This is a genomic window from Streptococcus urinalis 2285-97, from assembly GCF_000188055.2.
Lineage (GTDB): Bacteria > Bacillota > Bacilli > Lactobacillales > Streptococcaceae > Streptococcus > Streptococcus urinalis.
Genome location: NZ_AEUZ02000001.1, coordinates 887,182 through 913,197, shown reverse-complemented (window position 1 = coordinate 913,197; position 26,016 = coordinate 887,182). Strand labels below are relative to the sequence as shown.

At 33.0% G+C, this 26,016-nt stretch carries 31 protein-coding genes, 1 tRNA gene and 2 other annotated features; of the genes, 5 read left to right on the top strand and 27 right to left on the bottom strand.

Annotated elements, in window-relative coordinates:
• Window positions 1-80: 80 nt before the first annotated feature.
• From STRUR_RS04630 to STRUR_RS04570, 13 genes are all read right to left on the bottom strand, one after another.
• Entirely contained in the window at window positions 81-1,007 is a 927-nt protein-coding gene (locus STRUR_RS04630) for an aspartate carbamoyltransferase catalytic subunit (protein WP_006740210.1), read from the bottom strand.
• 28 nt (window positions 1,008-1,035) lie between these two features.
• Window positions 1,036-2,295: a uracil-xanthine permease family protein gene (locus tag STRUR_RS04625; RefSeq protein WP_006739475.1), complete on the bottom strand. Its 1,260-nt coding sequence runs from the start codon at window positions 2,293-2,295 to the stop codon at window positions 1,036-1,038.
• 16 nt (window positions 2,296-2,311) lie between these two features.
• A complete protein-coding gene (gene pyrR, locus STRUR_RS04620; RefSeq protein ID WP_006739813.1) occupies window positions 2,312-2,833 on the bottom strand; it encodes a bifunctional pyr operon transcriptional regulator/uracil phosphoribosyltransferase PyrR in 522 nt (173 codons plus the stop codon).
• 219 nt (window positions 2,834-3,052) lie between these two features.
• A complete protein-coding gene (locus tag STRUR_RS04615) occupies window positions 3,053-3,955 on the bottom strand; it encodes an RluA family pseudouridine synthase (protein WP_006740373.1) in 903 nt (300 codons plus the stop codon).
• Window positions 3,939-4,400, bottom strand: coding sequence for a signal peptidase II (gene lspA / locus STRUR_RS04610; RefSeq protein ID WP_006738494.1), 462 nt, complete (start codon window positions 4,398-4,400; stop codon window positions 3,939-3,941). The genes STRUR_RS04615 and lspA overlap by 17 nt, the downstream gene beginning before the upstream one ends.
• Window positions 4,397-5,314, bottom strand: a complete 918-nt coding sequence (locus tag STRUR_RS04605; protein WP_006739178.1) for a LysR family transcriptional regulator — start codon at window positions 5,312-5,314, stop codon at window positions 4,397-4,399. The genes lspA and STRUR_RS04605 overlap by 4 nt, the downstream gene beginning before the upstream one ends.
• Before the next feature lie 110 nt (window positions 5,315-5,424).
• A tRNA-Arg gene (locus STRUR_RS04600) sits at window positions 5,425-5,498 on the bottom strand.
• Between the two features lie 97 nt (window positions 5,499-5,595).
• Window positions 5,596-5,889 (bottom strand): 50S ribosomal protein L27, encoded by a 294-nt coding sequence (rpmA, locus tag STRUR_RS04595; protein ID WP_006740101.1) that lies wholly within the window; start codon window positions 5,887-5,889, stop codon window positions 5,596-5,598.
• A 26-nt stretch (window positions 5,890-5,915) separates the two neighbouring features.
• Complete coding sequence (locus STRUR_RS04590) at window positions 5,916-6,242, bottom strand: ribosomal-processing cysteine protease Prp (protein ID WP_006740473.1); 327 nt, start codon at window positions 6,240-6,242, stop codon at window positions 5,916-5,918.
• Between the two features lie 8 nt (window positions 6,243-6,250).
• On the bottom strand, window positions 6,251-6,565 hold the full coding sequence (gene rplU, locus STRUR_RS04585; protein WP_006738671.1) for a 50S ribosomal protein L21: 315 nt from the start codon (window positions 6,563-6,565) through the stop codon (window positions 6,251-6,253).
• A gap of 35 nt (window positions 6,566-6,600) precedes the next feature.
• Window positions 6,601-6,675: a sequence feature (ribosomal protein L21 leader region), on the bottom strand.
• 72 nt (window positions 6,676-6,747) lie between these two features.
• Window positions 6,748-7,938: a CapA family protein gene (locus STRUR_RS04580; RefSeq protein ID WP_006739267.1), complete on the bottom strand. Its 1,191-nt coding sequence runs from the start codon at window positions 7,936-7,938 to the stop codon at window positions 6,748-6,750.
• Between the two features lie 81 nt (window positions 7,939-8,019).
• Window positions 8,020-9,234 carry a tRNA uracil 4-sulfurtransferase ThiI gene (gene thiI, locus STRUR_RS04575; RefSeq protein ID WP_006739216.1) on the bottom strand — a complete coding sequence of 405 codons (1,215 nt, stop codon included), beginning with the start codon at window positions 9,232-9,234 and terminating at the stop codon, window positions 8,020-8,022.
• A gap of 2 nt (window positions 9,235-9,236) precedes the next feature.
• A complete protein-coding gene (locus tag STRUR_RS04570) occupies window positions 9,237-10,379 on the bottom strand; it encodes a cysteine desulfurase family protein (RefSeq protein ID WP_006739944.1) in 1,143 nt (380 codons plus the stop codon).
• Window positions 10,380-10,529: 150 nt separating this feature from the next.
• On the opposite strand from STRUR_RS04570, the gene STRUR_RS04565 reads away from it, so the two are divergent.
• Complete coding sequence (locus tag STRUR_RS04565) at window positions 10,530-10,958, top strand: DUF6556 family protein (RefSeq protein ID WP_006740390.1); 429 nt, start codon at window positions 10,530-10,532, stop codon at window positions 10,956-10,958.
• A gap of 99 nt (window positions 10,959-11,057) precedes the next feature.
• Window positions 11,058-11,900, top strand: coding sequence for an aldo/keto reductase (locus STRUR_RS04560; RefSeq protein WP_006739505.1), 843 nt, complete (start codon window positions 11,058-11,060; stop codon window positions 11,898-11,900).
• 30 nt (window positions 11,901-11,930) lie between these two features.
• Here STRUR_RS04560 and gorA read toward each other — a convergent pair whose 3' ends face one another.
• The 6 genes from gorA to STRUR_RS04530 all read right to left on the bottom strand — a co-directional run bounded on the left by gorA (window position 11,931) and on the right by STRUR_RS04530 (window position 17,789).
• On the bottom strand, window positions 11,931-13,280 hold the full coding sequence (gene gorA, locus STRUR_RS04555; RefSeq protein WP_006739022.1) for a glutathione-disulfide reductase: 1,350 nt from the start codon (window positions 13,278-13,280) through the stop codon (window positions 11,931-11,933).
• Window positions 13,281-13,387: 107 nt separating this feature from the next.
• Window positions 13,388-14,302, bottom strand: a complete 915-nt coding sequence (locus tag STRUR_RS04550) for an L-lactate dehydrogenase (RefSeq protein WP_006740479.1) — start codon at window positions 14,300-14,302, stop codon at window positions 13,388-13,390.
• A gap of 42 nt (window positions 14,303-14,344) precedes the next feature.
• Window positions 14,345-14,683, bottom strand: a complete 339-nt coding sequence (locus STRUR_RS04545; protein ID WP_006740466.1) for a YlbF/YmcA family competence regulator — start codon at window positions 14,681-14,683, stop codon at window positions 14,345-14,347.
• 30 nt (window positions 14,684-14,713) lie between these two features.
• Entirely contained in the window at window positions 14,714-15,880 is a 1,167-nt protein-coding gene (gene aroC / locus STRUR_RS04540) for a chorismate synthase (protein WP_006739893.1), read from the bottom strand.
• Between the two features lie 71 nt (window positions 15,881-15,951).
• Window positions 15,952-16,629: a type I 3-dehydroquinate dehydratase gene (gene aroD / locus STRUR_RS04535; RefSeq protein ID WP_006738998.1), complete on the bottom strand. Its 678-nt coding sequence runs from the start codon at window positions 16,627-16,629 to the stop codon at window positions 15,952-15,954.
• A complete protein-coding gene (locus tag STRUR_RS04530; protein ID WP_006738437.1) occupies window positions 16,626-17,789 on the bottom strand; it encodes a class I SAM-dependent rRNA methyltransferase in 1,164 nt (387 codons plus the stop codon). Before STRUR_RS04530 ends, aroD begins: the two co-directional genes overlap by 4 nt.
• A 135-nt stretch (window positions 17,790-17,924) precedes the next feature.
• Between STRUR_RS04530 and STRUR_RS04525 the strand changes: the two genes are divergently transcribed.
• Window positions 17,925-20,087 carry an LTA synthase family protein gene (locus tag STRUR_RS04525; protein WP_006740309.1) on the top strand — a complete coding sequence of 721 codons (2,163 nt, stop codon included), beginning with the start codon at window positions 17,925-17,927 and terminating at the stop codon, window positions 20,085-20,087.
• A gap of 69 nt (window positions 20,088-20,156) precedes the next feature.
• Here STRUR_RS04525 and rplT read toward each other — a convergent pair whose 3' ends face one another.
• The 5 genes from rplT to STRUR_RS04500 all read right to left on the bottom strand — a co-directional run bounded on the left by rplT (window position 20,157) and on the right by STRUR_RS04500 (window position 22,716).
• Window positions 20,157-20,516 (bottom strand): 50S ribosomal protein L20, encoded by a 360-nt coding sequence (gene rplT, locus STRUR_RS04520; RefSeq protein ID WP_006739973.1) that lies wholly within the window; start codon window positions 20,514-20,516, stop codon window positions 20,157-20,159.
• 55 nt (window positions 20,517-20,571) lie between these two features.
• A complete protein-coding gene (gene rpmI / locus STRUR_RS04515; protein ID WP_006739008.1) occupies window positions 20,572-20,772 on the bottom strand; it encodes a 50S ribosomal protein L35 in 201 nt (66 codons plus the stop codon).
• A gap of 39 nt (window positions 20,773-20,811) precedes the next feature.
• Entirely contained in the window at window positions 20,812-21,342 is a 531-nt protein-coding gene (gene infC, locus STRUR_RS04510; protein ID WP_006739563.1) for a translation initiation factor IF-3, read from the bottom strand.
• A 12-nt stretch (window positions 21,343-21,354) separates the two neighbouring features.
• Window positions 21,355-21,481 (bottom strand) — a sequence feature (ribosomal protein L20 leader region).
• A gap of 17 nt (window positions 21,482-21,498) precedes the next feature.
• A complete protein-coding gene (gene cmk / locus STRUR_RS04505) occupies window positions 21,499-22,185 on the bottom strand; it encodes a (d)CMP kinase (RefSeq protein ID WP_006739346.1) in 687 nt (228 codons plus the stop codon).
• 15 nt (window positions 22,186-22,200) lie between these two features.
• Window positions 22,201-22,716 (bottom strand): SAG1386/EF1546 family surface-associated protein, encoded by a 516-nt coding sequence (locus STRUR_RS04500; RefSeq protein ID WP_006738858.1) that lies wholly within the window; start codon window positions 22,714-22,716, stop codon window positions 22,201-22,203.
• A gap of 47 nt (window positions 22,717-22,763) precedes the next feature.
• Here STRUR_RS04500 and STRUR_RS04495 point away from each other — a divergent pair, with 47 nt between their 5' ends.
• The gene (locus tag STRUR_RS04495) at window positions 22,764-22,961 is read left to right on the top strand and encodes a ferredoxin (RefSeq protein WP_006738699.1); all 198 of its coding nucleotides are present in this window, start codon (window positions 22,764-22,766) and stop codon (window positions 22,959-22,961) included.
• On the opposite strand, the gene STRUR_RS04490 is transcribed toward STRUR_RS04495, so the two are convergent.
• From STRUR_RS04490 to miaA, 3 genes are all read right to left on the bottom strand, one after another.
• On the bottom strand, window positions 22,958-23,434 hold the full coding sequence (locus STRUR_RS04490) for an EbsA family protein (protein WP_006739351.1): 477 nt from the start codon (window positions 23,432-23,434) through the stop codon (window positions 22,958-22,960). The genes STRUR_RS04495 and STRUR_RS04490 overlap by 4 nt on opposite strands.
• A gap of 25 nt (window positions 23,435-23,459) precedes the next feature.
• Complete coding sequence (pepT, locus tag STRUR_RS04485; protein WP_006740345.1) at window positions 23,460-24,686, bottom strand: peptidase T; 1,227 nt, start codon at window positions 24,684-24,686, stop codon at window positions 23,460-23,462.
• 73 nt (window positions 24,687-24,759) lie between these two features.
• Window positions 24,760-25,641, bottom strand: a complete 882-nt coding sequence (miaA, locus tag STRUR_RS04480) for a tRNA (adenosine(37)-N6)-dimethylallyltransferase MiaA (RefSeq protein WP_006739781.1) — start codon at window positions 25,639-25,641, stop codon at window positions 24,760-24,762.
• 165 nt (window positions 25,642-25,806) lie between these two features.
• Between miaA and STRUR_RS11265 the strand changes: the two genes are divergently transcribed.
• Entirely contained in the window at window positions 25,807-25,983 is a 177-nt protein-coding gene (locus STRUR_RS11265; protein WP_006739672.1) for a DUF3042 family protein, read from the top strand.
• Window positions 25,984-26,016 lie beyond the last annotated feature (33 nt).

The following is a 26,016-nucleotide window of genomic DNA, read 5'->3' as shown; positions in this document are numbered from 1 at the left end:
TTTCTCCTAAAAAAACAGAAAGATAGGAAGCATTTTCTATTCTGCTACGAAATCTTTCTGTATTTTGCCTTCATTTATTTTTACGCTTTTCCATTTAAAATAGCTTCTAAAATAGCCATACGAACATAAACGCCATTTTGCATTTGTCTTACAATTCTAGCTTTAGGTGCTTCCACTAAACTATCTGCTATTTCAACGTCTCGATTTACTGGAGCAGGATGCATGACAATTGAACGGTCTGGTAATTGTTTATAACGTTCAACAGTTAGACCATATTGTTCATGATAAGCTTCTTTTGAAAAGGATTCTGAACCGTCATGTCTTTCATGCTGAACTCTTAATAACATTAAGACATCTAATTGATCAATGACATCATCGATATGTACATGTTTACCATAAATATCAAATGATGAATCATACCATTCTTCTGGTCCAGTAAAAAAGATATTAGCTCCCAAACGTTTCAGTATCTGCATATTTGACTTGGCTACACGTGAATGTATTATATCACCTGAGATAACAATATTTAAATTTTCAAAATGACCAAACTCTTCATATATGGTCATTAAATCAAGTAGGCTTTGACTTGGATGTTGTCCTGAACCATCACCACCATTAACAATAGCAGTTTGTATCGTTGGACTATCAATTAATGCCTTATAATAATCAACATCTGGATGTCTAACGACACAGATATCCACTCCAATAGCACTCATTGTTAAGATCGTATCATATAAGGTTTCTCCCTTATTTACAGAACTTGTACTAGCTTCAAAGTCAATCACTTCAAGTCCTAATTTTTTCTCTGCAACTTCAAATGATTTATGAGTTCTTGTCGAATTTTCAAAGAAAAGATTTGCTGCAAAATATTGTCTTGATAACTGTTCGGCTTCAGGTAATTGTTTATATTCAATACCCCTTTTGATTAAACCCATAACTTCTTCATTAGAAAGAGTTTCCATTGTCACTAAATGTTTCAAAGATACTTTGTTTCCAGTCATTGCCATTGTTATTCTCCTTTTTTTAAAAGCTTAACTATCTGTCAGGTAAAATTTGATATAAGATAATGCCGAGTAATGTTGAGAACGCAACACCTGAGATTTGCAAACCTGCAACTTCAAGCATTAAACCACCTATTCCTGATACTAGAATGACACTAGCAATCAATAAATTTTTCTTTTTGTCCATATCTACTTTTGCTTCAATTAATATTTTTAATCCACTTGAAGCAATAACACCAAATAAAGCAACTGAGATACCACCAATAACTGGTGTTGGTATGGATTGAATCAGTGCAGAAATTTTACCTATAAAACTAAGTAATACAGCTACCACAGCAGCACCAGCAATCACGTAGACAGAGAAAATCTTATTCAAAGCCATTACACCAATATTTTCCCCATATGATGTCACAGGAGGAGCCCCAATAAATCCAGCAATAATTTGTGCTAAACCATCTCCAGTAAGTGTATGATCTAATCCTGGGTCTTTAAAATAATCGCGGTCCGTTAAACTATTAAGTACCATAATGTGACCAAAATGTTCTGTCATTGTTACAAAGGCAATGGGAGCCATTGTTAAGATGGCACTTGGATATAATTTAAATCCATATGAGATAAAAGGTAGAGAGATAGAAGGAATACTTAACCAATTTGCACTAGCAACTTGAGAAAAATTTACGATTTCTTGTCCAGTGACAGCGCCAGCAATTATGGCAAATACATAACCCACAATTAAACCAAGTAGAATTGGAATGATACCAATTATCCCTTTACCATAAATATTAAAGAAAATAACACTTAGTAAAGTAACAAGTCCTATGATTAAATAAAGCAGATTATAGTGACCATTTTTGTTCATAACATCACTAACAGCTGTTGATGCTAAGCTAAGACCAATAACCATTACAATAGGTCCAACAACAATAGGTGGTAATATTTTGTCAATCCAAGCATTACCAATTGACCTTACAATTAAGGCTACAATGAGATATACTAAACCTCCTGTAATAGCCCCTTGAGCAACTGCTGCAATTCCATCTGTTTTCATTAATAATTGCATTGCAGCAATATAAGCAAAACTTGAACCCATATAAGCAGGAATTTTATACTTAGTAACAGATAAATGCGCTAATGTTCCAAGGCCACTTGATAAAAGAGCTACTGATGGATCAATACCTACCAAGATCGGTACGAGTACAGTGGATCCAAACATAGCAAATAAATGTTGAAATGACAATCCTAATAATAAACCTGGTTTTGGCATTTCATTAACGTCATAAGATACTTGACTCATGTTATTTCTCTTCTTTCTATGCTTTTTCAACGATGCTTACGCTATCTTTACCATCAACTTCAAGAACATTGACAATAATTTCTTCACTACTACTAGTTGGTATGTTTTTACCAACATAGTCTGGACGAATTGGCAATTCTCTATGACCACGGTCAACAAGAACAGCTAGACTAATCCTAGAAGGTCTGCCATGACTAAACACATTATCAATAGCAGCTCTAATCGTTCGACCTGTATAAAGCACATCATCAATCAAAATCATATCTTTTCCAGTAATATTTAGGGGTATTACTGTCGTATCTTCAGTCGACTTTGTATCATCGCGATATGGTTTTATATCTAATTCAGCAACAGGAATATCTAGATTTTCCAATTGTTTTAATCGGTCTTGAATCCGTTGCGCTAAATAAACACCTCGTGTTTTAATCCCACCTAATACAATATTATTGAGATTTTTATTACGCTCAATAATCTCATAAGTAATTCGCGTGATTGCTCGTTTCATCGTCACTTGATCAACGATTTCCTTACTTTTCATCTTTATCCTCCATAAGCATAGAAAAAAGGTCTCCTTACCTACAAGGAGACCTCACAAAATATACCCTTATAAAGGGCTTGACCTGTTCTTCTCCTTGCCTGTCTCTCTGGACAGTTTTAAAGGAACTTTTTAATTTCTATTATAATACCAAAAACAAAGTCATTAAGCAAACATTTTTTTAAATAAAATCAAATACTTTTCGTAGAATAATATCAAAATTTATTTCATGTCTCTTTTAGATCTTAATTTTTCTAAAGTATCTTTAAAAATTTGAGGCGGTTCAACTGAAAAAGTCATTAACTCTTGACTAATAGGGTGTGTAAAACCTAGTGTTTCAGCATGTAAAAATTGACCATTTCCTTTTAACGTTTTTCTTGGCCCATACAATGGATCCCCAGCTATAGGATGACCAATATATGCCATGTGAACTCTTATTTGGTGTGTACGACCAGTTTCTAAACTTAATTCTACTAATGTATAGTCACCGAAACGCTCTAATACTTTAAAGCGTGTCAGAGCATCTTTACCCTTTGATGTCACTGCTTGTTTTTTTCGATCTTTTTCACTTCTACCAATTGGAGCTTCGATAACACCCAAGTCATTTGGAAGATTACCATGAACAATTGCAATATACTTTCTTAAAGACTTTTTAGCCTTTAGTTCTTGAGCTAAAGCGTGATGCGCTTCGTTATTTTTTGCTATCATTAATAAACCTGATGTGTCTTTGTCAATTCTGTGAACAATCCCTGGTCTAATAACACCATTAATACTGGAAAGATCTTTTATATGAAAAAGCAATGCATTAACCAGTGTCCCTGAAGAATATCCAGCTGAAGGATGAACAACCATTCCTTGTGGTTTATTAATAACAGCAACGTCAGAATCTTCATATATGAGTTCTAAAGGCATCTCTTCAGCTTCATAATCAAGACTTTCTTCTTCAGGTAATTCAAATTCAACAATTTGATTTTTACTAGTAATGTACTTTGCTTTTTTTAATTGCCCATCAACAAGCACCTGACCTTTTTTTATCATCTCATTTGCTTGAGCTCGTGATAAGGGGCTTTCATCAGCTAATGTCTTATCTAATCTCTGACCACCTTGACTAATTTTTAGTTTCATCTTCTTCTCTCCATAATGCTAAAACTAGTAAAAAAACACCAATTGACAAATAGGAATCAGCCACATTAAAAATGGCAAAGTTAATAAAATCCAGATGAACCATATCAACAACATAACCTAATCGTAGTCGGTCAATAAAGTTCCCAATTCCTCCAGAAATAATTAAAATTAGTGCTAATTTCATCCAAAGACTTGCATTTTTTTGTTTAATAAGGTAATAAATAGCTGCTGTGATAACAACAATAGTAATGAGACTAAAAAGCCATTGTTGATTCTGTAGTATCGAAAAAGCAGCTCCATAATTTCTAAGGTAAGTTAAACTTACTATATTTGGAATAACTGTTTTTATTTTATTTAGTGCTATATGTTCGACAATCCATAATTTACTGATTTGGTCCAAAATAATTAATAAACTAACTAAAACAAACCATTTTAAATATTTCATTCATTCTCCTTAGGGCTATATTGTTTAAAATAATCAGACATAATTGTAATAAATTGAGTGGCATATGATGAAAGATTTTTATCACGCCGTTTTACGTAAACCATCCGATTACCTAAATTGTCATTCAATGGAATAACAGTTATCCCATTGACACTGCGATCATCCAGAAATCCAGATCCAGTAGCATAAGCATCAGTTCTCTCAAGAATACCATTTAGTGTCGCCCTATCTGAAACATGGTAAAAGTGGGAACTTTCTGATGTGTCCATAAAGTTTTCAGAATAATAAAGGTATTCATCTTTTTCTTGGGTAAAACGAACTGTTGGTAAACCAACAAGGTCTTTGGGTACAACTTCTTCTTTCATTGTTAATGGATGGTCTTTTCTGACATAAATATGGGTTTTAAAGGGAATAAGTTCAAAAAATTCAAGTCCAAGTTTATCCAATCTTTGCATTAAACCATTACTATTATTATGATTCAAATAAATAATACCAATCTCACTATTTCCTTGAGAAACTTCATCAAGTATTTGAATGGTCGTAGATTCAAATAATCTAAAATGTTTAAAATCACTCATTTTAGAAGAAAATAATGTCATAATGGGTGCAAGAAAATCATAATGCTGACTAGCAACTGAAAAAACATCCTTTTCAGAACTATGTTGAGAAAAGCGTTTTTCAAAAGAATCAAAGCTTTTTACGACTTCCATAGATTTTTCATAAAAAACCATTCCTTCTGTAGTTAGTACCGCACCAGTCGTACTTCGTTTAAAAATTTGAAAGCCTAGTTCTGCCTCTAAATCACGGATTGCAACAGAAAGACTTGGTTGACTTACAAATAATTTAGTAGCTGCTTCTCTGAAAGTCCCTGAATTGGCTATAGCGACAACATATCTTAACTGTTGAATGTTCATTATGATCTCCTTCTTATTTCTATTATTATATCACATCACATTTTACATTATTGACGACTTCACTTCAGAATCATTAAAAAAGCTACCTAATATACTTTAGGTAGCAGATTTGCACCCTAGAGGAGTCGAACCTCTAACCGCCTGATTCGTAGTCAGGTACTCTATCCAATTGAGCTAAGGGTGCTTATTTATATTTCTATTCTACTCTATTATTTTAATTTGTCAATATCCTATTTGAAATTCAATGTAAAAAGCCTTCCATTCAAGAAGGCTTACTTTTATTATTTTGCGATTGGGTAAACAGAAACTTGTTTTTTATCGCGACCTTTACGTTCGAAACGAACAACACCTTCAACTTTTGCAAAAAGTGTGTCATCACCACCACGACCTACATTAGCTCCTGGATAGATATGTGTTCCGCGTTGACGGTAAAGAATTGATCCACCTGAAACAGTTTGTCCATCAGCTGCTTTAGCGCCAAGACGTTTTGCTTGTGAATCACGACCATTTGATGTAGAACCTCCACCTTTTTTGTGGGCGAAAAGTTGTAAGTTTTCAAGATTCAATTTTAACATAATGTTGTTTCCTCTCATGATAAATTTTAGATGACTTTAGTCTTAACAAACTCCGAAGAGTTTTGAGCTAAATTTGTCATACCTAGAAGAAATGATTCAAACAATAGTTGAACTTTTTCTCCATTGTTGCCTTGTAAGATAGATATATTCATATACCCACCTTCAATTTCATTGATATCTAAATCGTAGGGACAATCAAGAAGTACTTCTAATGAATTAACAAAATTAATCGCTAGTGTACTAACAGATGCACAAACGATATCAAAGCCATATTCACCACTTCCAGCATGTCCAGTAATATTTACGCTAGTCAGATGATTGTTATCATCACGGGTAAAAGTTGCTTTAATCATACTTGAAATTATGCGTTAATAGCGTTGATGACAACTTTTGTATAAGGTTGACGGTGACCTTGTTTACGGTGACTACCTTTTTTAGGTTTGTACTTGTAAGATACAACTTTCTTTTGTTTACCTTGTTTTTCAACAGTACCGACAACAGTAGCTCCTTCAACAACTGGAGTCCCAACAACAGTTTTGTCACCACCGACAAGAACAACTTCGTTAAATGTAACATCTGAACCAGCTTCAACATCTAATTTTTCAACATAGATTGCTTGTCCAACTTCAACTTTAACTTGTTTTCCACCAGTTTTGATGATTGCGTATGTGCTCATAATGCACCTCCTATAATTTTTTTCTTGAGGGTAACCCTCTTGTGAAGACTCGCCTATAATCGTGAGAAATTATCTACTTTATAACGATTTTCGTGCGGTTGCACAGGATGTGCATTTAGTCAACTCTGACAGTTTAACATACTTTTATTTTTTTTTCAAGTATTTTACCATTTGTTAATTGATTACCATACTAAGTTGACATGTTCGTTCGTTTCTTTGTATGCTGTATCTACTCTAGCTTTGGTAGCATCATCAATTTTATCTCTATATTTACCACCTTTAATAAAATCTTCTAATATAAGAGTTCTATAGCTAAACAATTCATAACCTTCACTTCCATTAATGCCTTTACCTTTAGCAAGTACCATTGTAGGGTGAGCTTTAATAGATTTTATGCTTGTTTTATTACCTTTTTTTTGAATAACCGCATCCATCAAAAGACCTCTCTCTGTCCAAATATTATCAACAGTTTCTTCTCTTTGATTAGAAATAAAATTACCCATAGAGTATATGATAAATTTCTTTTGACCATTTTTTCGTAATGTCTCTGCAGGTTCAACAACATGTGGATGTCCACCAAAAATAATATCGGCACCCCAATTGATCATTTTATGATAAAGTGTCTTTTGTTCTGAAGTTGGTTGTAAGGCATATTCAGTGCCCATTTGTGGCATAACGACAGTGATGTCAGCTTTCTTTTCTGCTTCTTTCAAATCAGCTCTAATTTTTGATTCTTTTAAATCTGACATATGGTTATTGTATTCAGATTTAGACAAGTTAGCTTCCATTCCATTATAACCATATGAATAACCCAAAATAGCTATTTTAATCCCATTTACATTTTTTATTAGAATATTTTTGCTTGATCTTTTATTAGTGTATACACCTATACTATCAATACCAATTTTTTTGAATGTATTTACGGTGTTGATTGCTCCATCAAGTCCTGAGTCCAAAATATGATTATGTGCTAAATCAATAACGTCATATCCCGTATTTTTAATTGCATCAGCAATTTGACTGGGTGCATTAAATAAAGGGTAACCTGCAAGGGGATAGTCTGAACTGATTGTTCCTTCATAATCACCTATAGCCAAATCAGCAGATGAAATACGATCTTTGACGTATTCAAAGTAAGGATTAAAATCATAAGTTCCATCAGATTTTTGTGCACTAGCATACAAAACATTATGAATTAAAATATCTCCATTGGCCATAATGCGGGCAGTTTTAATAGATTTATCTTTTGATGCTTTTTGATTAACCTTTTTAGTACCTGAAAAAATATCCATTCCTAACCCTATAACTAAGGTTAAAACGATAATTCCTAAACAAATTTTTTTGAGTTTACTATAATCAATGTCTTTATTCATTTAAAACCTCCCGATTTATTATAGCATGACTTAGTTAAAAAGTCAGAGCGCTTACAAATTAAAAAGAGTCAAACAGACTCTTTAAAGAAGATTATTTATTAAATGTTCAATCTCATCTTTTTCTTCATGAGGGGTAATAATGGTAATTTTAATGCCATTTACTGCTCTTTCAATCAAACCCTCAACATCCATGCGTTTTTCATAATTTTCAGCATTATGTAATTTAGGATTTGTTTTAGGTCTATCTGGAGCAAAAACCGTACAACAATCTTCAAAAGGTTGAATGGAAATATCAAAGGTATCTATTTTTTGAGCTAAATCAATAATTTCTAATTTATCCATTGTCACAACTGGCCTGACAATAGGTGTAGCTGTTACTGCGTTAATAGCAACCATACTCTCTAAAGTCTGACTAGCAACTTGCCCTAAACTTTCACCATTTATAATGACTAGGCCTTGTCTCACTTCTCGAATTCTGTCTGTAATGCGCATCATAAAGCGTCTCGTTAATGTCATTAAATAAGCTTCTGGTGCTTTTGCTTTAATTTCTTCTTGAATTTCTGTAAAAGGAACCTCAATAAACTGAATATTGCCACCAAATTTAGTCAATTTCCGGGTTAAATCTTGTGCTTTTTTTAAGGCCCCCGGACTAGTATAAGGTGGACTTGCAAAGTGAACCGCTTCAATGTCAACACCACGTTTTAGTGAAAGATAGCCTGCAACCGGAGAATCAATTCCTCCAGATATCATCAGCATCCCTTTTCCAGAAGTACCAACAGGTAACCCACCAGCACCTTTTATATCTTCATAGGAAATATAAACTGCTTCATCTCTAATTTCAACTTTGAGATTGATATCAGGATGTTTCATTTGTGCCTTAATATTTGGTACTGCTTCAAAAACAGCATCACCTAAAACATGATTCAACTCTCTACTATCTAGTTCAAAGTGATGGTCACTACGTTTACTTGAAATCTTAAAAGTCAAACCTTCCCTATAAAGGTCCGTCATCAAAGTCTGTACAAAACTTTTTATCAAATTCATATCTTTTTCAAGTTTATAGACCGGTGAAAAACCTTGAATACCAAAAATTTTTTTTAATGCATCTGCAACTGGTTCATAATCTGTCCCATTCAAATAAACATGTGTTCTGTCGCGATCCGAAGACACTTTAACTTCTGGAAAAACAGACAAAACATCTTCGATATTATGTTTCAGTTTGTTGATGAACCGCATGCGATTCTTACCTTTTGTAGACAATTCACCATGTCTTACCATTATTTCTGAGTATTGCATTTTTATCTTACTTTCTTCGTTTTGTTGTAAATTTGTTTAAAAATGGTCAAAAATTGCTCTATTTGACTCATGTCATTATCATCATCAAGACTAATTCTAACAGCAGTTTGTGCATCTTTCACAGGTATTCCCATTGCAATTAATGTTCCAGCAGGTTTTCCAGCTTTTGAAGAACAGGCACTGGTTGTCGAAATATAGATATCATGTTCTTCAAATGCATGAACTAACACTTCTCCTCTTATCCCTTTGATTCCAAAGGTTAAGATATTAGGAGCAAAATTGTCTTTTTTAGAGAAAATCATCACATCATGGTGTTGAGACAATTCTTCTAATAAAATAGATTTCATGGCGGAAATTCTAGTTATTGATTGGTCTTGCTTTTCCAAAATCAATCTCATTGCCTTAGCTAAACTTGCAATTCCAGCTACATTTTCAGTTGTCGACCGCAAGTGTTGTTCTTGCCCACCACCTGTTAAATAGGGTGTGATTGACTTACCTTGTTTTTTATATAGGATGCCTACTCCTCTTGGAGCATGAAATTTATGACCTGAAAACGAAGCCAAGTCAACGCGACTAGTTAAAAACTCTTCTTTAGGAATTTTTCCAATAGCTTGAACAGCATCAACATGAAAAGTAATAGTTGGTCTATTTGATATGACTTCAGAGATTTCTTTTATGGGTTGAACAGAACCAATTTCATTATTAACAGCCATAACAGAAATAAGTATTGTTTCAGGTCTGATTAAGTTCTTTAAAGCTTCAACTTGAACAATACCATGGTCATCAACAGGAATAGTTTCAATTTCAAAACCTTGTTGACTTAGCCATTTTGCAGATTCCATGACCGCTGGATGCTCTATTGCAGAGATTAGAATATGATTTCCATAAGCCTTTTTCTCAAATGCAATGCCTTTAATTGCCCAGTTATCGCTTTCAGTTCCACCGGATGTAAAAAAAATTTCTTCACTGTCACAGTTTAGTAATTCTGCTATCTGTTTACGAGAAGCCTCTAAAATACGACTTGCTTGAGTTCCCAAAACATGTAAGCTTGAAGGGTTGCCAAAGATTTTCATTGCCACATCTTGATAAGTTTTTAAGACATCTTGATATGGTATTGTCGTTGCAGCATTGTCAAAATAAATCATACATAACTCCTCTTAAACATCAGTCTTTCCTATTATATCACAGACTTTATTGGACTTCTAAAAATTCTATTGATTTTTTTTAGCATTTTTTGCTATAAAATCATATAATAGATAATTATAATGATAAGATTACAGAAAGGACCATATATCATGTCAGAAAAATACTCAAGACGAAGTCAACAAAATGAAAGTAAGAATGGCCCAAAACCAAAAGAACATATCAAACATGGACTTTCAGCATTACAAAAAACTATTGCACTAATAGGTAGTATTTTAAGTATTATTGTCGCATCCATTACAATCAGTAAAGCTTTTGGAAACAACGAACAAAAAGATACAAATACATCACAAAGTACCACTACAACGCAACACTATCAAAGCCAAAATCAAGACCGAGACCAAAGTCAAGCATCAAGTCAAGCGTCATCAAGTTATCAAGGTTCGGAAAATACACAAAATTCAACAAATACAACAACTTCATCCAGTCAAAGTAATACATCTAGTAGTAGTTCAGATACTCAAGCAACTAATGCTAGTGATGCTACTGCAAATAGTGGGGAAATTGATAGTAACCAATAAAAGAATCTGAAATAAGTCAGATTCTTTTTAAATTTTAAAGTCTGCAATCTTAACTAAATCATAGTAAAATAATATTATCAAAGAAAAGGAGTCTAAATTATGGAAACTTATCAATTATCAAATGGTAATGCCATTCCTAAAATTGGTTTTGGGACTTGGAATGTTGCTGATGGCAAAGAAGCCTATGACAGTGTTTCTTTTGCCTTAAATGAAGGTTACCGACACATCGATACAGCTCAAGCGTATAAAAATGAAGGCAGTGTTGGTCAAGCAATTAAAGATAGTAATATTAATCGTCAAGATATTTTCTTAACGACAAAAGTTTGGAATGATAAACATTCTTATGAATTAGCAAAAGCATCAATAGAAGAATCTCTTTCTAAATTACAAGTTGACTATTTAGACCTACTTCTTATCCATTGGCCAAATCCAAAACCACTTCGACAAGATGATGCCTGGAAAAAGGCAAATGCAGAAACTTGGAAAGCTTTTGAAGAATTTTATAAAGCTGGTAAAGTAAAAGCTATTGGCGTTTCCAATTTTATGAGACATCACTTAGAAGAATTATTTAAAACTGCTGAAATTAAACCTATGGTTAATCAAATTTTACTTGCTCCAGGTTGCCCACAAGATGATTTAGTAGCTTTTTGTCAAGACCATAATATTCTACTAGAAGCCTATAGTCCACTGGGAACTGGAAGTATTTTTAAAAATGACCTTGCAAAAGAAATTGCCCAAAAATATCAAAAATCAGTTGCTCAAATTGCCCTACGGTGGAATCTTCAAAAGGGATTTTTACCATTACCTAAATCTGTAACACCTAAAAATATAACATCCAATTTAGCTATCTTTGATTTTGAATTAGACGATAAAGATATTGAAACATTGGATCATATAGAAGGGGTAAAAACTCAAGCAGATCCAGATGAAGTTGACTTTTAAAATAAAAAAAAACGACTATGAGTCGTTTTTTTATCTCATTGTTACGAACTCTTCAGCACCAGTTGGGTGGATAGCAACAGTATTGTCAAAATCAGCTTTTGTTGCTCCCATTTTAATGGCAACTGCAAAACCTTGAATCATTTCATCAACGCCATAGCCTAATCCGTGTAGTCCAATAACCTTTTCATTTTTTCCTTGAGTAACTAATTTCATAAAGCAAGCTTGACGATGATCTGTAACGGCTGTGTACATGGAAGTAAATGTAGACTTATAAACTTTAATATCTTCTTCACCATATTGTTCTATAGCTGCTTCTTCAGATAAGCCAACAGAACCAATAGCAGGGTGACTGAAAATAACTGTTGCTACATTATTATAATCTAATTTTTCATGTGTTTTTCCATTAAATAATCTTTCAGAAAGTCGACGACCTGCTGCAACTGCAACTGGTGTTAATTCGAGTTTTCCATTGATATCACCTACAGCATAAATGCCTTTTACAGATGTATTTTCGTATTCATCTATTTTTATAAACCCTTTTTCATCAAGTTCAACTCCAGTTTTTTCAAGATTAAAACCTGAAGTATTTGGTTTTCTACCAATTGCCCAAATAACTTGATCAACTGTATAGGTATCACCTTCTTTTAGAACTAAGTCTAAAGAACCATCTTCATTTTTGACAATTTCTTTAGCATTTGAAAAAGTATGGAGTTGTGGTCCAGATTTTTCCATTTCATCTACTAATACAGAAACAACATCTTTATCAAATTTACGAAGAGGTCTATCCTTACGAACAAACAAGTGAGTCTCTGCACCAAATGCATTTAGCACACCTGCTATTTCAACAGCAATATAGCCTGCACCAATTACTGCTACTCGTTTTGGAATGCTATCTAATTCAAAAAAGCCATCTGAAGTGATTCCATATTCTGCACCAGGAAGATTAGGAACAATAGGGTGCCCACCCGTAGCTACCAAAATATGAGGTGCATGGTATTGTTTTCCTGCAACTTCCACAGTGTGTTGATCAACAAAAGTAGCATAATCGTAGATACGATCAACTTTATTGTTATCAAAACCTCGTTCGTAGGATTGGTGAATACGATCAATATAAGCTTGTCTATTTTTCTTCAATGTTTCAAATTGGAAATCGACATTGTCAACTGAAAAGCCATAATCTTTAGCATAAGTTGAAAATGTATCCGCAACTTGAGCACCATACCACATGACTTTTTTAGGCACACAACCCAAATTAACACAAGTTCCACCGATTTCTTTTGCTTCAATGAGCAAAACTTTAGCCCCATGCATTGCAGCTCTATTTGCAGAAGCTATACCACCACTTCCACCACCAATAACAATATAATCATAATTTTCCATTTGAAAACCTAACCTTTCATTCTGTTCATGACTAAATTTAGACTATCATAAAACAAAATGTCCGACAAATTTTTGCTACGAAAAAAAGCCTGATTTGCAGGCTTTCATTATTTATGTTCTCTAACTTTTTCTTTGATGAAATTTGCAGATTTTTCAAGTTTACTAACTTCATCTTCAGTTAAATCTAGTTTTAATTGCTCAACAATACCTTGTCTACCAACAATTGCGGGGTAACTTAGGTAAGTATCATAAGGGGCATAAAAGTTTGATACTGGTAATTCTTCATGACTATCACTGACAACAGCCAAGGCAAGTCTTATTGCTGCTGAAGCAATTCCATAACTTGTATACTTTTTACCAAAGAAAACTGTATGACCACCGACAACAGCTTCTTTAGCAATGCTATCTTGTAATTCTTGTGATAGAACATTTGATAATATTTGTCCTTTTACACGAACTTGGCTCCATGCTGTAAATTGAGAATTGCCATGTTCACCTAAGTTGTAACCAAAGACACTCTTTGGATCCACATCAAAATAATCACCAACTGCTCTCTTCATTCTCGCAGTATCAAGTAAAGTACCTGTCCCGATAACTTTTTCTTTAGGGAAACCAGTATGATATTGCATTAAACTTGTTACAACATCAACTGGATTTGAAATAACAATGATAATACCATTAAAACCAACAGATTTTAAAGCATCTGCTATTTCTGGAACTTGAGAAGATGTTAAACTTAATTCAGCAAAGCGATCTGCATTAGGATTATCTTGGAGCTTTATATCTCCAAAAGCACAGATAACAACATCCGCATCAGACAACTTTTGATAGTCATTTGTATAAATATTAGCATGTTGATTTAAATTTGCTGCCGCATCTTGAAAATCTAAAGCATCAGCTGCTACTTTTTTTTCATTCTTATCAATTAATACATAATCGTCAAATGATCCTTGCGCTATTAATCCGTGTGCCACTGTTGATCCAACGTGTCCAACTCCAATAATACCAACTTTTCTAGCCATTTTTTACCTCCTACTTTATTGCCCAGACAAACATTCTGTTTTTTATTTTGTTAAATCTTGTAATGGTGAATAAATAATTTTTTCAATATCCGAAATATATAAAGATAATCGTTGTTGTTGATCAAAGTATTCCTTCAAAATCGTATTTGCTTCAATTTTTTGACCTAATGCTGTCATTTCTTCTTGTTGTTCTTGACTTGGCATTTGGCCAGACTGCATAGTACCTTGTACTTTTTCTTGAATTTTTAAAAATTCAGTCCAAAGTGTCTTTGCTTCATTATCAGCATAAATTGCTTTCTTTGATTCTTCTACAGCTTTATATTCAGGAAGTTGACGGATTTCTCTTTCCATTTCATTTGCTAAATCATAAATATTGGCCATAATTTTCTCCTTTTTCTCTTCATTATATCATTAAAAATCTAAAACAGCTTTTTTATACTGTTGATAGTTTTCAATTAATCCTTCCATAGTATCTGAATGAAATTGATCTAATAACTCAGTTACTAGAGTGGTTGCAATAACAGACTCCATTACAACACCTGCTGCAGGTAATGCGGTAGGATCAGATCTTTCAACGGTAGCCTTATAGGGTTTATGATTATCAATATCAACTGACATCAAAGGCTTATAGAGAGTTGGAATAGGTTTCATAACACCTCTTACAATTAATGGCATACCATTTGTGACACCACCTTCAAAGCCCCCAAGATGATTACTTGTTCTTGAGTATCCAGAAGTTTCTGACCAAACAATTGAATCCATGACTTGAGACCCTTTTTGATAACCTAATTCAAAGCCATCGCCAAATTCAACTCCTTTAAAGGCATTAATAGAAATAACAGCTTGCGCTAATTTAGCATCTAGTTTTCGATCCCAATGCATAAAAGAACCTACTCCTGCTGGTAATCCAAACACTACTGTTTCAATGATTCCACCGATAGTATCACCTTCTTTTTTTATTTGATCAATATAATTTTTGATATCAGACTCTTTTTCAGGATTTAAAATACCTACTTCTGAGTTTTCTACCGCTTCTTTCATTTCACTGATTGTCATTAGTTTTGGTATATCAATTGTAATCCCACCAAAAACTTTAATATAGTGAACTAATTCAATACCTAATTGTGAAAGAATTTGTTTTGATATAGCTCCGATGGCAACTCTAATTGCAGTTTCTCTAGCAGATGATCTCTCAAGTGAATTCCGTAGATCTTGATAATGATATTTTATCCCACCTACTAAATCAGCATGTCCTGGTCTTGGGTGATGAACTCTTCTTTTGGCTTCCTGATTTGGGTTGATTTTATCAATTGACATGATATCCGTCCATTTTTTATGATCTTTATTCTCAATAACCATCGTTAAAGGAGCTCCAGTCGTTTTACCAAATCGAAGACCGGATAAAAAAGTTACTTGATCTGATTCTATTTTCATTCGTTGTCCACGACCATATCCTCCTTGTCTTTTCGTTAATTCTTGATTAATTGTTTCGACTGATAAGTCAATTCCTGCAGGCAAGCCTTCAATGATTGCAGTCAATTGTGGACCATGTGATTCTCCAGCTGTAAGGTAACGCATATTCTTTTCCTTTTTTTAAAAAATAAAAAAACCAAATCTAGACAAAACAGTGGTTAGTCTAGACTTGGTTATTAGTCTTCAGATAGAACATCTTTGATAAGTTTCATATCTTTTAATGCAATTTGACCTGGTGCACTAGTATTTTCAAGAGCTGCAAAAGTCCAAGAAGAACCAATAACATCTCCAGCTAACCGTGAAAGTTTTCCTAATTTACCCATAGACATCGTTGCATAAGTTTGTTCTGGGTTTAAGGCTTTAAAACCTCTTGTGTAATTCATTAAATCTAAAACATCTTGCTCACTTTGAGGTGTAACAGCAATTTTGACAACTCGAGGTGCTAATTTAGTCATCTCAGAAAATGATTCCATTAGATTTTCCGGTGTCTCTTCAAAATTATGATAAGACAAAACTAGGTTTGGAAAATCAAGCATTTCTTGAAAAGCTTCTTTATGTGAAAAATATTCAAAATCAATATAATCTGGATTATAAATTGTATTTATATCCTTTAAGATAGCAACATAGTCTTGATCAGAAATCTCTAAATTGCCACCCTCTTTATTGGTACGAATGGTAAAAATAACTTCTCGACCAGAAAATTTTTCAAATATGGCAGGTGCTACCATTAAAATATCATCTTTTGTCAGGTAGTCAGCTCGCCACTCAATCAGATCAACTTGATCAAATTTTGAGATATCAATTGCTTGAGTTTCTTCTAAATTTTTTGGCATTATTGGTACGACTAATTTCATTGTGTAACCTTTATTGTAAAAACTTTTAAGTAATTACTACTTTCATCAGAATTATTGACAGTAAAATCATTTGGCAATTGTTGAAATTGGGTAATGTCATAGTTGACCTTACCTAAGCCTTTTTCAATTTGTTTCTTAAACTGTTTTTTTGTTAGATTAGCAGCATTTGTTGATAGGATTAGACTACCATTAGGTTCTAAAATGTCGAGAGATTGGCTAACTAATCTATGATAATCTTTTTGAACAGAAAATGTTTGTTTTTTATTTCGAGCAAAACTTGGTGGATCTATAATAATAAGATCGTATTTTAATTGTTTGCGCTTGGCATACTTAAAATACTCAAAAACATCCATAATGATAAAGTTATGATTATCAAGAGGCAAATTATTAGCTTTAAAATGTGCGATAGAAAGTTCTTTAGATCGTTTTGCTAAATCAACTGAGTCAGTTTTCTTTGCACCACCAACAACTGATGCAACAGAAAAAGCTGCAGTATATGAAAATAGATTCAATACTGATTTTTGATTAGCCAATCCTTTTGTTAAATGATTTCTAACATCATGTTGATCTAAAAAAATACCAGTCATTAAACCATCATTTAAAAAAATTTGATAGTTGATATCATTTTCTTTAATTAAAAATTTTTCTGGTGCTTCTTTACCGTATAAGTGAGCCGATTGATAACTAGCATTCTTAATTCTTAGTTTTTCATATATCCCATTTATTTCTGGGAAAACAAGATTAAATGCTTCTAAAATAATAGCCTTTTGAGAAACTACAAATTCATTGTACCAAGAAAACAAAGCAAAGTCATCATAAATATCTATTGTTAGTCCACCAAAATGATCTCCATCTTGATTAAAGACTCTAAAAGCATTTGTTTGTGTTGATAAAATATAATCATGTCTTTTTGACTTTGCAACTTTAAAAAGTGCAATGAAGTAATTCAAATCAAGTACCACTTCATTTTTAGACAAAACCCAACCAATTCCTTTATTTTGCTCAGATAAGTAGGCTGTACCAAGAAATTGATTATTTTTATTAAAAAGCGATACTAATTGATTTAACTCAAAATCAACTTTGATATCCCTTGAATATAGTAATTGTATCCCTTGCTTTATTTTTTTTTCAGCAAGAGAATCAACTTGCAGTTTTTTCATAAGCTTTATTATACCAAAGTTTCATAAAAAATCCCACTAAATTTAATTGTTCTTTCATAACTTAATTTAATTTTTATGTTATAATTTACTTTGAGATTTTATCTTTAGGAAAAAATAGTTAAGGAAGTTCCTTCAGTGAAAAAAATAAAAAAATTTATATTTAGTGTTATTAACACTAGATTAGGTTTCATATTTACATTACTATTTCTATATTGGCTAAAGACCATATGGACATATCACATTGATTTCTCTCTAGATTTAGAAAATCTATACCAACTCTTTTTGACCATTATCAATCCCATTCCGATTGCTTTATTATTTATTGGTCTTGCATTATACATCAAAAATACCAGAGCATTCTATGTAACAACTTGGATTTTGTATACCATTTTAAATGTATTACTAATTTCAAATTCCATCTACTTTCGTGAGTTCTCTGATTTTATTACTGTTAGTGCAATGCTGGCAAGTACTAAAGTTTCTGCAGGTTTAGGTGATTCAGCACTTAACTTACTTAGAGTTTGGGATTTGATCTTTATTTTAGACTATATCATTATGATAGTCCTTTGTTTAAACAAATCCTTTAGGAAAGATGAACGACCTTTTAATAAACGTGCAAGTTTTGCAGTTACAGCACTTTCAGGACTTTTATTCTCAATCAATCTCTTTTTAGCAGAAATTGACAGACCTGAATTACTCTCTCGTGGTTTTTCAAATACTTACGTTGTTAGAGCTCTTGGGTTACCAGCCTTTACAACTTACAGTGCAAATCAAACCTATCAAGCTCAAAAAGAAAGAAATAATGCAACAGCTGATGAGCTAAAAGATGTTAAAAAATATGTTTCAAAACATTATGCGACTCCAAATCCACAATATTATGGGATGGCAAAAGGAAAAAATGTTTTTGTCATTCATTTAGAAAGTTTCCAACAATTTTTAATTGATTATAAGCTAAATGTTGATGGAACAGAACACGAAGTTACCCCTTTCTTAAATTCACTCTATCACTCAAATCAAACATTTGCTTTTGCAAACTTTTTCCATCAAGTTAAAGCTGGTAAAACATCTGATGCTGAGACTCTAATGGAAAATTCACTCTTTGGTTTAAACAGTGGTTCCTTCATGGTAAACTACGGTGGGGATAACTCCCAATTTGCGACACCAAATATTCTTGCACAGAATGGTGGCTATACAAGTGCCGTATTCCACGGGAATGTCGGAAGCTTTTGGAATCGAAATAATGCTTATAAACAATGGGGTTACAATTACTTCTTTGATTCCCATTATTTCTCCAAACAAGATGAATCAAATTCCTTCCAATATGGTTTGAATGATAAATACATGTTTGCAGATTCTATAAAATATTTAGAAAGACTGCAACAACCCTTCTACACAAAATTTATTACTGTTTCTAATCATTACCCTTATACCAGTCTTAAAGGTGAAAAATCAGAAGAAGGATTTCCCCTCGCAAAAACGGATGATGAGACAATTAATGGTTACTTTGCAACGGCAAACTATTTAGATGCCTCACTACAAGCTTTCTTTAATTATTTGAAAGCTACCGGTTTATACGATAAATCCATTTTTGTATTATATGGAGATCACTACGGTATTTCTAATTCTAGAAATCCTAGCCTTGCTTCATTGCTTGGTAAAAACTCTCAAACTTGGTCAGAGTATGATAATGCTATGTTACAACGCGTACCTTTTATGATTCATATACCTGGTAACACCCAAGGACATATTAGTCAGACTTATGGTGGCGAAGTAGATGCTTTACCTACGATTTTACATTTATTAGGAATTGATACTAAAAATTATGTTCAACTAGGTCAAGATTTATTATCACCTCAAAATAAACAAATCGTTGCTCAAAGAACTTCAGGAACCTACATTACACCTGAGTATACTAACTACGGTGGAAGACTTTATAACACTAAAACAGGTGAAGAAATTACAAATCCTGATGAAGCAACAAAAGCTAAAATCAAAGAAATCAAAAACAGCGTTGCTAAACAGCTGTCTGTGAGTGATTCCATACAAACTGGTGATTTGCTTCGTTTTGATACTGACAGTGGTCTAAAAGCAGTTGATCCAACCAAATATAATTACAATAAAGAAATGAAACAACTTAAAGAAATTGAAAATAAGAAAGGTTCTGCTTCAACAAGTCTATATGACCAAAACGGCCATAAGTCAACACAAGATTTATTTAAAGCACCTAGCTATTTAGAATTAAACCCTGATAAAGACAAAGAATCTTCTTCAAGTACTTCGTCATCAAAAAAAGAATAGACTAATCATGTCTATTCTTTTTTATATATAAGAAGATGTATAATAAAAAAAGCTCATTGAGCTTTTTTATTATTTACCTAATTTATCTTTAGCAGCATCAGCTAATGCAGTAAATGCAGCAGCATCATTAACAGCCAAATCAGCAAGTATTTTACGGTTTACTTCAATTTCAGCAAGTTTCAAACCATGCATTAATTGTGAATATGATAAACCATTCATACGAGCAGCCGCATTGATACGTGTAATCCATAATTTACGGAAGTCACGTTTTTTCTGACGACGGTCACGGTATGCATAGTAGTAAGAATTCATTACTTGTTCTTTTGCAGTACGGAACAAGATATGTTTTGCACCATAGTAACCTTTTGCTAATTTAAGTACACGTTTACGACGTTTACGTGAAACAACTCCACCTTTAACACGAGCCATTTATATTTCCTCCAAATAATTCTAATAATGTCTAGTAAATGTTTACCTTGTCTTATTATTTAAGACGAGTAAGCATTGCTTTAATACGTTTGTAATCTCCAGAATGTACCATTCCTGCTTTACGAAGATGACGACGTTGTTTTTTAGTTTTACCGTGGAAACGGTGTGATGTAAAGGCACGGAAGCGTTTCAATCCACCTGAACCTGTACGTTTAAAACGTTTAGCTGATGCGCGGTGTGTTTTTTGTTTTGGCATTTTAGAATTCTCCTCTTAAAATAAATTTTCAATTGACAATTATTTTTTGTCAGGAATTGGTGCAAGTTGCATAAACATTTGGCGACCATCCATTTTTGCTCTTTGCTCAATGATTGCGATATCTTGTGTCGCTTCAGCAAATTCAGCTAGTACCTTTGCTCCAATTTCTTTATGAGTGATCATACGACCTTTAAATCGAATAGAAACTTTTACTTTATTTCCTTTTTCAAGGAATTTACGACCATTACGAAGTTTTGTGTCAAAGTCACCTTTATCAATAACAGGACTTAGACGTACTTCTTTAACCGTAACAACACTTTGTTTTTTGCGTTGTTCTTTTTGTTTCTTTTGATACTCAAATTTGAACTTTCCATAGTCCATAATTTTAGCAACAGGTGGTGTAGCTTGTGGTTGGATTAAAACCAAATCAACATTAGCATTATCTGCAATTGATTGCGCTTCTGATAATGGTTTAATACCTAGTTGTTCACCATCAAGACCAACTAGACGAACTTCACGTACGCGAATTTCATCATTGATAAATAGATCTTTCTTAGCTATAATCTTCACCTCTTCATTTTTTTAGAGAAAAGAAAATGGGCTTAAAATTTCTAAGCCCATACACATATAGTATCTCATTGAGATTTGACATGTTTGGGCCAGACAACTTTCGTTGCAAGGCGAGGAGCTCTCACTCCTACTTTTCTCATTAAGAATAGTATAACACTACTTATTTTTCATGTCAATCTTTTTTTCTGCTTTTTCTTGAATAAATTGGACAACACCATCAATATCTACTCCGGTAGTATCAAATAGAATAGCATCATCAGCCGCTTTCAAAGGAGAAACTTCTCTATGACTATCTTTGTAATCTCTAGTTGCAATTTCATCTTTTAATGTATCAAAGTCAGTAGTGATCCCTTTAGAAAGATTTTCTTTATATCTTCTTTGAGCCCTTTCTTCAACAGATGCAACTAAGAATATTTTTAATTCAGCATCTGGTAATACAACAGTTCCGATATCTCTACCATCCATAATAATAGAACCTTCTTTTGCAATCCTTCTTTGTTGAGATACTAATTCTTCTCTCACTTCAGGTAATGCGGAAACCCAAGAAACATTATTTGTTATTTCAGGTTGTCGAATGGTATCAGTTACCTCTTTATCGCCAACAAAAACTTTTTGCTGACCATCTTCTGTCTTTCCAAATCTTATAGGATTATCTGCTAATAACTCTAAAAGTTTAGAAATATTTTCCGGATTAATATTATTTTCTAATGCTAGATAAGTGGCTGAACGATACATAGCTCCAGTGTCTAAATAAGTGTAGCCAAGATTTCTAGCGATAATCTTGGCTACAGTACTTTTTCCACTTGAAGCCGGTCCGTCAATTGCAATAGTTATATTTCTCATGACAACCTTTCAAAATTAATTAATGTAAACTTGATCACCTGGATTAGCATACCAGTAACCTTGTGTCATATGGTCAGGATTTAGTGACTCAAGTTGACTCACAGAAATACCTGCTCGAGCAGCAATTGATGCTGCACCTTCACCAGATTGAACGGTAATGGTTTGACCATTTCCTGATGAAGAACTGGTAGATGTTTCAGTACTTGAAGATGAAGCTGAAGAAGCTACTGATGAAGAACTTGTACTTGATTCTTTAACAGATGATTTTGTTTTTGATTTTGAATTAGACGCTTTTTTAGAATTTGAAACTTTACTTGATGAAGCACCATAAAATCCAGAAGTTTCGGTTTCTTTGTTAGCACCCCTGTTTGATGTATAAAATACAACAAATAAGGCCACAACTAAGATAACAAAGAAAGCACTTAACAAAGCAGTTAACCATGGTGTACTGATTAATGGACCTCTATTTTTTTGTGTTCTGCTCTCTCTTGTATCGTCTACAATTTTTTCTTCCCATGGTTTTTTTGCCATGCTCTTTCCCCCTTGTTAAATATAGATGTTAGTATTAAAATAGAGATATGAAAATATCACTTATACCTGAAAAATGTATCGCATGTGGTCTCTGTCAGACCTATTCATCCATCTTTGATTATGACGATGAAGGTATCGTTAAATTTTCTCAGTCAGACGAAAAAAGTATGATTGTATCTGATCAAGACAAAGATGCTCTTTTAGCTGTAAAATCTTGCCCAACTAAAGCACTTATTATTGATTAAGTGTTTTTTTCTTGTTGGTAAGTTTCAAAATAATCAAGTTTAGTAAGATTATCCGTTAATTCTACTTCACCTTTAAAATAAGGATTAATTGCTATTGCATCTAAAAAATATTTTTTAGGCCATTTTCTCATATAGTAAGTGTATTTTTTTTCAGGTAAAATAATAATGACACTTGACTTTGTAACTTCTATTTTTTTTATTTTAGAAATCTCAATCCGTCTTGGACCAAATAGTTTTAGAGAAACAACTCTTAATTTGCCATTTTCTTCAATAATAAAGTATCGATGTATTCCAATTCCAACTAAAATAATAAATATGGCAAATAGAACAAATACTTGACTAGGAATTTCTGTTCTTTCATATAACAGTGAAAGTCCAATAAAAATAGGTGCAATCGTTATTGACCAATATACAATTAACCATGATAATTCAGGTTGCCAGTGATATCTAATTTTACCAAATAATTTTATCAAACGATAACCTCCTTAGACAAATAGCTCAAGCTTGATATGAGCTGATTCCAATAATGACATCAACTGCTTTTTCCATTGTCTCAAGGCTCACATATTCGAATCGACCGTGCATATTTTCACCACCTGCAAAAATATTTGGTGTTGGAATCCCCATAAATGATATTTTTGAGCCATCAGTACCACCACGAATTGGTTCGATAATAGGTTTAATATCAAGAGATTCCATGACAGACTTAGCAATATTAATTGGTGTCATATCTTTTTCAATGACTTTTTTCATATTATAATATTGATCTTTCAAAGTTACAATCACTCGTTCTTCACCATACGCTTGGTTAAGAGTTTTGGCAATTTCTTGAACTTTATCTTTACGTTCTTGGAAATTAGTATCTTCAAAATCACGAATAATATAGACACTTTGAGCTGTTTCTACTGTTCCAGACATCCCGTGTAGGTGATAAAATCCTTGATAACCATCCGTTTTTTCAGGTCTATCATTTTCAGGTAATTGATTATGAAAGTCAATAGCCAATTGCAAGGCATTAATCATTTGATCTTTAGCTGTTCCTGGGTGAACATTTCTGCCTATGAAGTCAACTTTTAGTTCTGCAGCACTGAAAGTTTCGTACTGTAATTCTCCAAGCGGGCCACCGTCAACAGTATAAGCAAAATCAACGTCAAAATCGGTTACATCAAATTTATCAGCACCAATTCCAATTTCTTCATCTGGACCAAAACCAACTCGAATGTCACCATGTTTTATTTCAGGATGTTTTGAAAGGTATTCTACCGCTGTAATAATCTCAGCAATACCTGATTTATCATCTGAACCAAGCAAAGTTGTTCCATCCGTTGTAATCAAAGTTTGTCCCAAGTAATGATTTAGGTTTGGAAATTCTTTTGGCGATAGTTCAAAACCTGATTCACCAAGTGAAATAGCTTTTCCATCATAATTTTCGATAACTTGTGGATTAACATTTTCTGCATTAAAATCGGCTGTGTCCATGTGAGAGATAAAACCAATTTTTTTGGTGAAACTTTGGTCATTTGCTGGCAATGTAGCAACAAGATAACCATTACTTTCTAGATAGTGGATATCTGTTAAACCAATGGCTTCTAATTCTGGTTTCAATGTTTTTAAGGCAAAATCAACTTGACTTTGAGTCGTTGGTGTCGTTTGGCTTTCCGGATTACTCCGTGTATTTATTTTGACATAAGTCAAAAAACGACTTAATAAATTTTCGTATGTCATTTTAACCCCTTACTATTTTTCATTATTATTATAGCATATGTGCCACTAATTAGATATATTCTTTCTTTAGATTTTAAGATTGTATGAAATTTTCAATTAATTCTTTGATTTCAAATTGACTTTCAGGTTTGGAAATATCAAAAAAAGTGACATCCATTCTATTTTTGAACCATGTTAACTGTCTTTTTGCAAATCTTCTCGTGTTTTGTTTTAATTTTTCACTAGCATCAAAAAGAGTGATTTCTCCTGAAAAATAGGGGAAAAATTCTTTATAACCAATCGCACGTGTTGCTTGAACTTCTGGATAATAATCATAGAGGTATCTAGCTTCATCTAAAATGCCATTTTTTATCATATTATCAACGCGTCTATTAATTCTATCATAAATAGTCTGACGATCATCGTTAAGTCCAATTAATAAGACATCATAATTTGGGTGATCATTCTCAAGCTTTTTCCCAAAAGTTTCTATTTCAATTGCTCTGATAGATCGTCTCTTATTGTACTGATCAATGACAATCTTTTTTTCTTCTAAAATTGATTTTATGTCCTCGTTATCTAGCTGTTCTAATTCTGCTCTCAATGATAAAACTTTTTTTTGATCAACTTGACCGCCTAGATGATAGCCTTCAATGAGACTTTGAATATATAGACCCGTGCCTCCAACAATAATTGGTAATTTAGATTTTTCAGCAATTTCACTTATAGCCTTTTGGGCCTCTTGAACAAAATCAAATGCAGAATAACTATCAGTAACATCTCTGACATCTATTAAATGATGTTTAATCTCTTCTTGTTCTTGTTTTGTAACTTTGGCAGTACCAATATCTAACTGACGATATACTTGCTGACTATCACCAGAAATAATTTCACCATTATAGATTTTTGCTAGTTTAATACCTAAATCACTCTTGCCTATTGCTGTTGGACCAACAATAACAATAATTTTTTGCATTTTTTATAATGAACTTTCCTTCCTTATGATATAAATGACTAAGAACGTTTTCACTTGCTATTTAACTTAAATTTAGTTACCATATATTATAACATAAGTGTATAGAAGACAAAGAATTTCTAACCATACTTATGCTCAATTTTCAATGAAGTGGGGAAACAAAATATGAGTAAAAAATTTCAATTTGCAAAAGGTTTAGTTACAGGTGTTGTTGCTACAGCAGCAACAGTGGCTGGTGCAGTATTTGCTGTTAAAAAGACTATTATTGAACCAGAAGAAGAAAAAGCTGCATTTGTTGAAGAAAATCGCAAAAAAGCTGCTCGTCGTCGTGTTGCTCGCTAAGAAAAATCAATAAAAAAAAGAAATCCCAAATGG

Coding starts and splice junctions, on each gene's coding strand:
- STRUR_RS04630 (WP_006740210.1), bottom strand. CDS start 1,007: ATGGCAATGACTGGAAACAAAGTATCTTTGAAACATTTAGTGACAATG.
- STRUR_RS04625 (WP_006739475.1), bottom strand. CDS start 2,295: ATGAGTCAAGTATCTTATGACGTTAATGAAATGCCAAAACCAGGTTTA.
- pyrR (WP_006739813.1), bottom strand. CDS start 2,833: ATGAAAAGTAAGGAAATCGTTGATCAAGTGACGATGAAACGAGCAATC.
- STRUR_RS04615 (WP_006740373.1), bottom strand. CDS start 3,955: ATGAAACTAAAAATTAGTCAAGGTGGTCAGAGATTAGATAAGACATTA.
- lspA (WP_006738494.1), bottom strand. CDS start 4,400: ATGAAATATTTAAAATGGTTTGTTTTAGTTAGTTTATTAATTATTTTG.
- STRUR_RS04605 (WP_006739178.1), bottom strand. CDS start 5,314: ATGAACATTCAACAGTTAAGATATGTTGTCGCTATAGCCAATTCAGGG.
- rpmA (WP_006740101.1), bottom strand. CDS start 5,889: ATGTTAAAATTGAATCTTGAAAACTTACAACTTTTCGCCCACAAAAAA.
- STRUR_RS04590 (WP_006740473.1), bottom strand. CDS start 6,242: ATGATTAAAGCAACTTTTACCCGTGATGATAACAATCATCTGACTAGC.
- rplU (WP_006738671.1), bottom strand. CDS start 6,565: ATGAGCACATACGCAATCATCAAAACTGGTGGAAAACAAGTTAAAGTT.
- STRUR_RS04580 (WP_006739267.1), bottom strand. CDS start 7,938: ATGAATAAAGACATTGATTATAGTAAACTCAAAAAAATTTGTTTAGGA.
- thiI (WP_006739216.1), bottom strand. CDS start 9,234: ATGCAATACTCAGAAATAATGGTAAGACATGGTGAATTGTCTACAAAA.
- STRUR_RS04570 (WP_006739944.1), bottom strand. CDS start 10,379: ATGATTTATTTTGACAATGCTGCAACGACAATACCATATCAAGATGTC.
- STRUR_RS04565 (WP_006740390.1), top strand. CDS start 10,530: ATGTCAGAAAAATACTCAAGACGAAGTCAACAAAATGAAAGTAAGAAT.
- STRUR_RS04560 (WP_006739505.1), top strand. CDS start 11,058: ATGGAAACTTATCAATTATCAAATGGTAATGCCATTCCTAAAATTGGT.
- gorA (WP_006739022.1), bottom strand. CDS start 13,280: ATGGAAAATTATGATTATATTGTTATTGGTGGTGGAAGTGGTGGTATA.
- STRUR_RS04550 (WP_006740479.1), bottom strand. CDS start 14,302: ATGGCTAGAAAAGTTGGTATTATTGGAGTTGGACACGTTGGATCAACA.
- STRUR_RS04545 (WP_006740466.1), bottom strand. CDS start 14,683: ATGGCCAATATTTATGATTTAGCAAATGAAATGGAAAGAGAAATCCGT.
- aroC (WP_006739893.1), bottom strand. CDS start 15,880: ATGCGTTACCTTACAGCTGGAGAATCACATGGTCCACAATTGACTGCA.
- aroD (WP_006738998.1), bottom strand. CDS start 16,629: ATGAAATTAGTCGTACCAATAATGCCAAAAAATTTAGAAGAAACTCAA.
- STRUR_RS04530 (WP_006738437.1), bottom strand. CDS start 17,789: ATGAAAAAACTGCAAGTTGATTCTCTTGCTGAAAAAAAAATAAAGCAA.
- rplT (WP_006739973.1), bottom strand. CDS start 20,516: ATGGCTCGTGTTAAAGGTGGAGTTGTTTCACGTAAACGTCGTAAACGT.
- rpmI (WP_006739008.1), bottom strand. CDS start 20,772: ATGCCAAAACAAAAAACACACCGCGCATCAGCTAAACGTTTTAAACGT.
- cmk (WP_006739346.1), bottom strand. CDS start 22,185: ATGAGAAATATAACTATTGCAATTGACGGACCGGCTTCAAGTGGAAAA.
- STRUR_RS04500 (WP_006738858.1), bottom strand. CDS start 22,716: ATGGCAAAAAAACCATGGGAAGAAAAAATTGTAGACGATACAAGAGAG.
- STRUR_RS04495 (WP_006738699.1), top strand. CDS start 22,764: ATGAAAATATCACTTATACCTGAAAAATGTATCGCATGTGGTCTCTGT.
- pepT (WP_006740345.1), bottom strand. CDS start 24,686: ATGACATACGAAAATTTATTAAGTCGTTTTTTGACTTATGTCAAAATA.
- miaA (WP_006739781.1), bottom strand. CDS start 25,641: ATGCAAAAAATTATTGTTATTGTTGGTCCAACAGCAATAGGCAAGAGT.
- STRUR_RS11265 (WP_006739672.1), top strand. CDS start 25,807: ATGAGTAAAAAATTTCAATTTGCAAAAGGTTTAGTTACAGGTGTTGTT.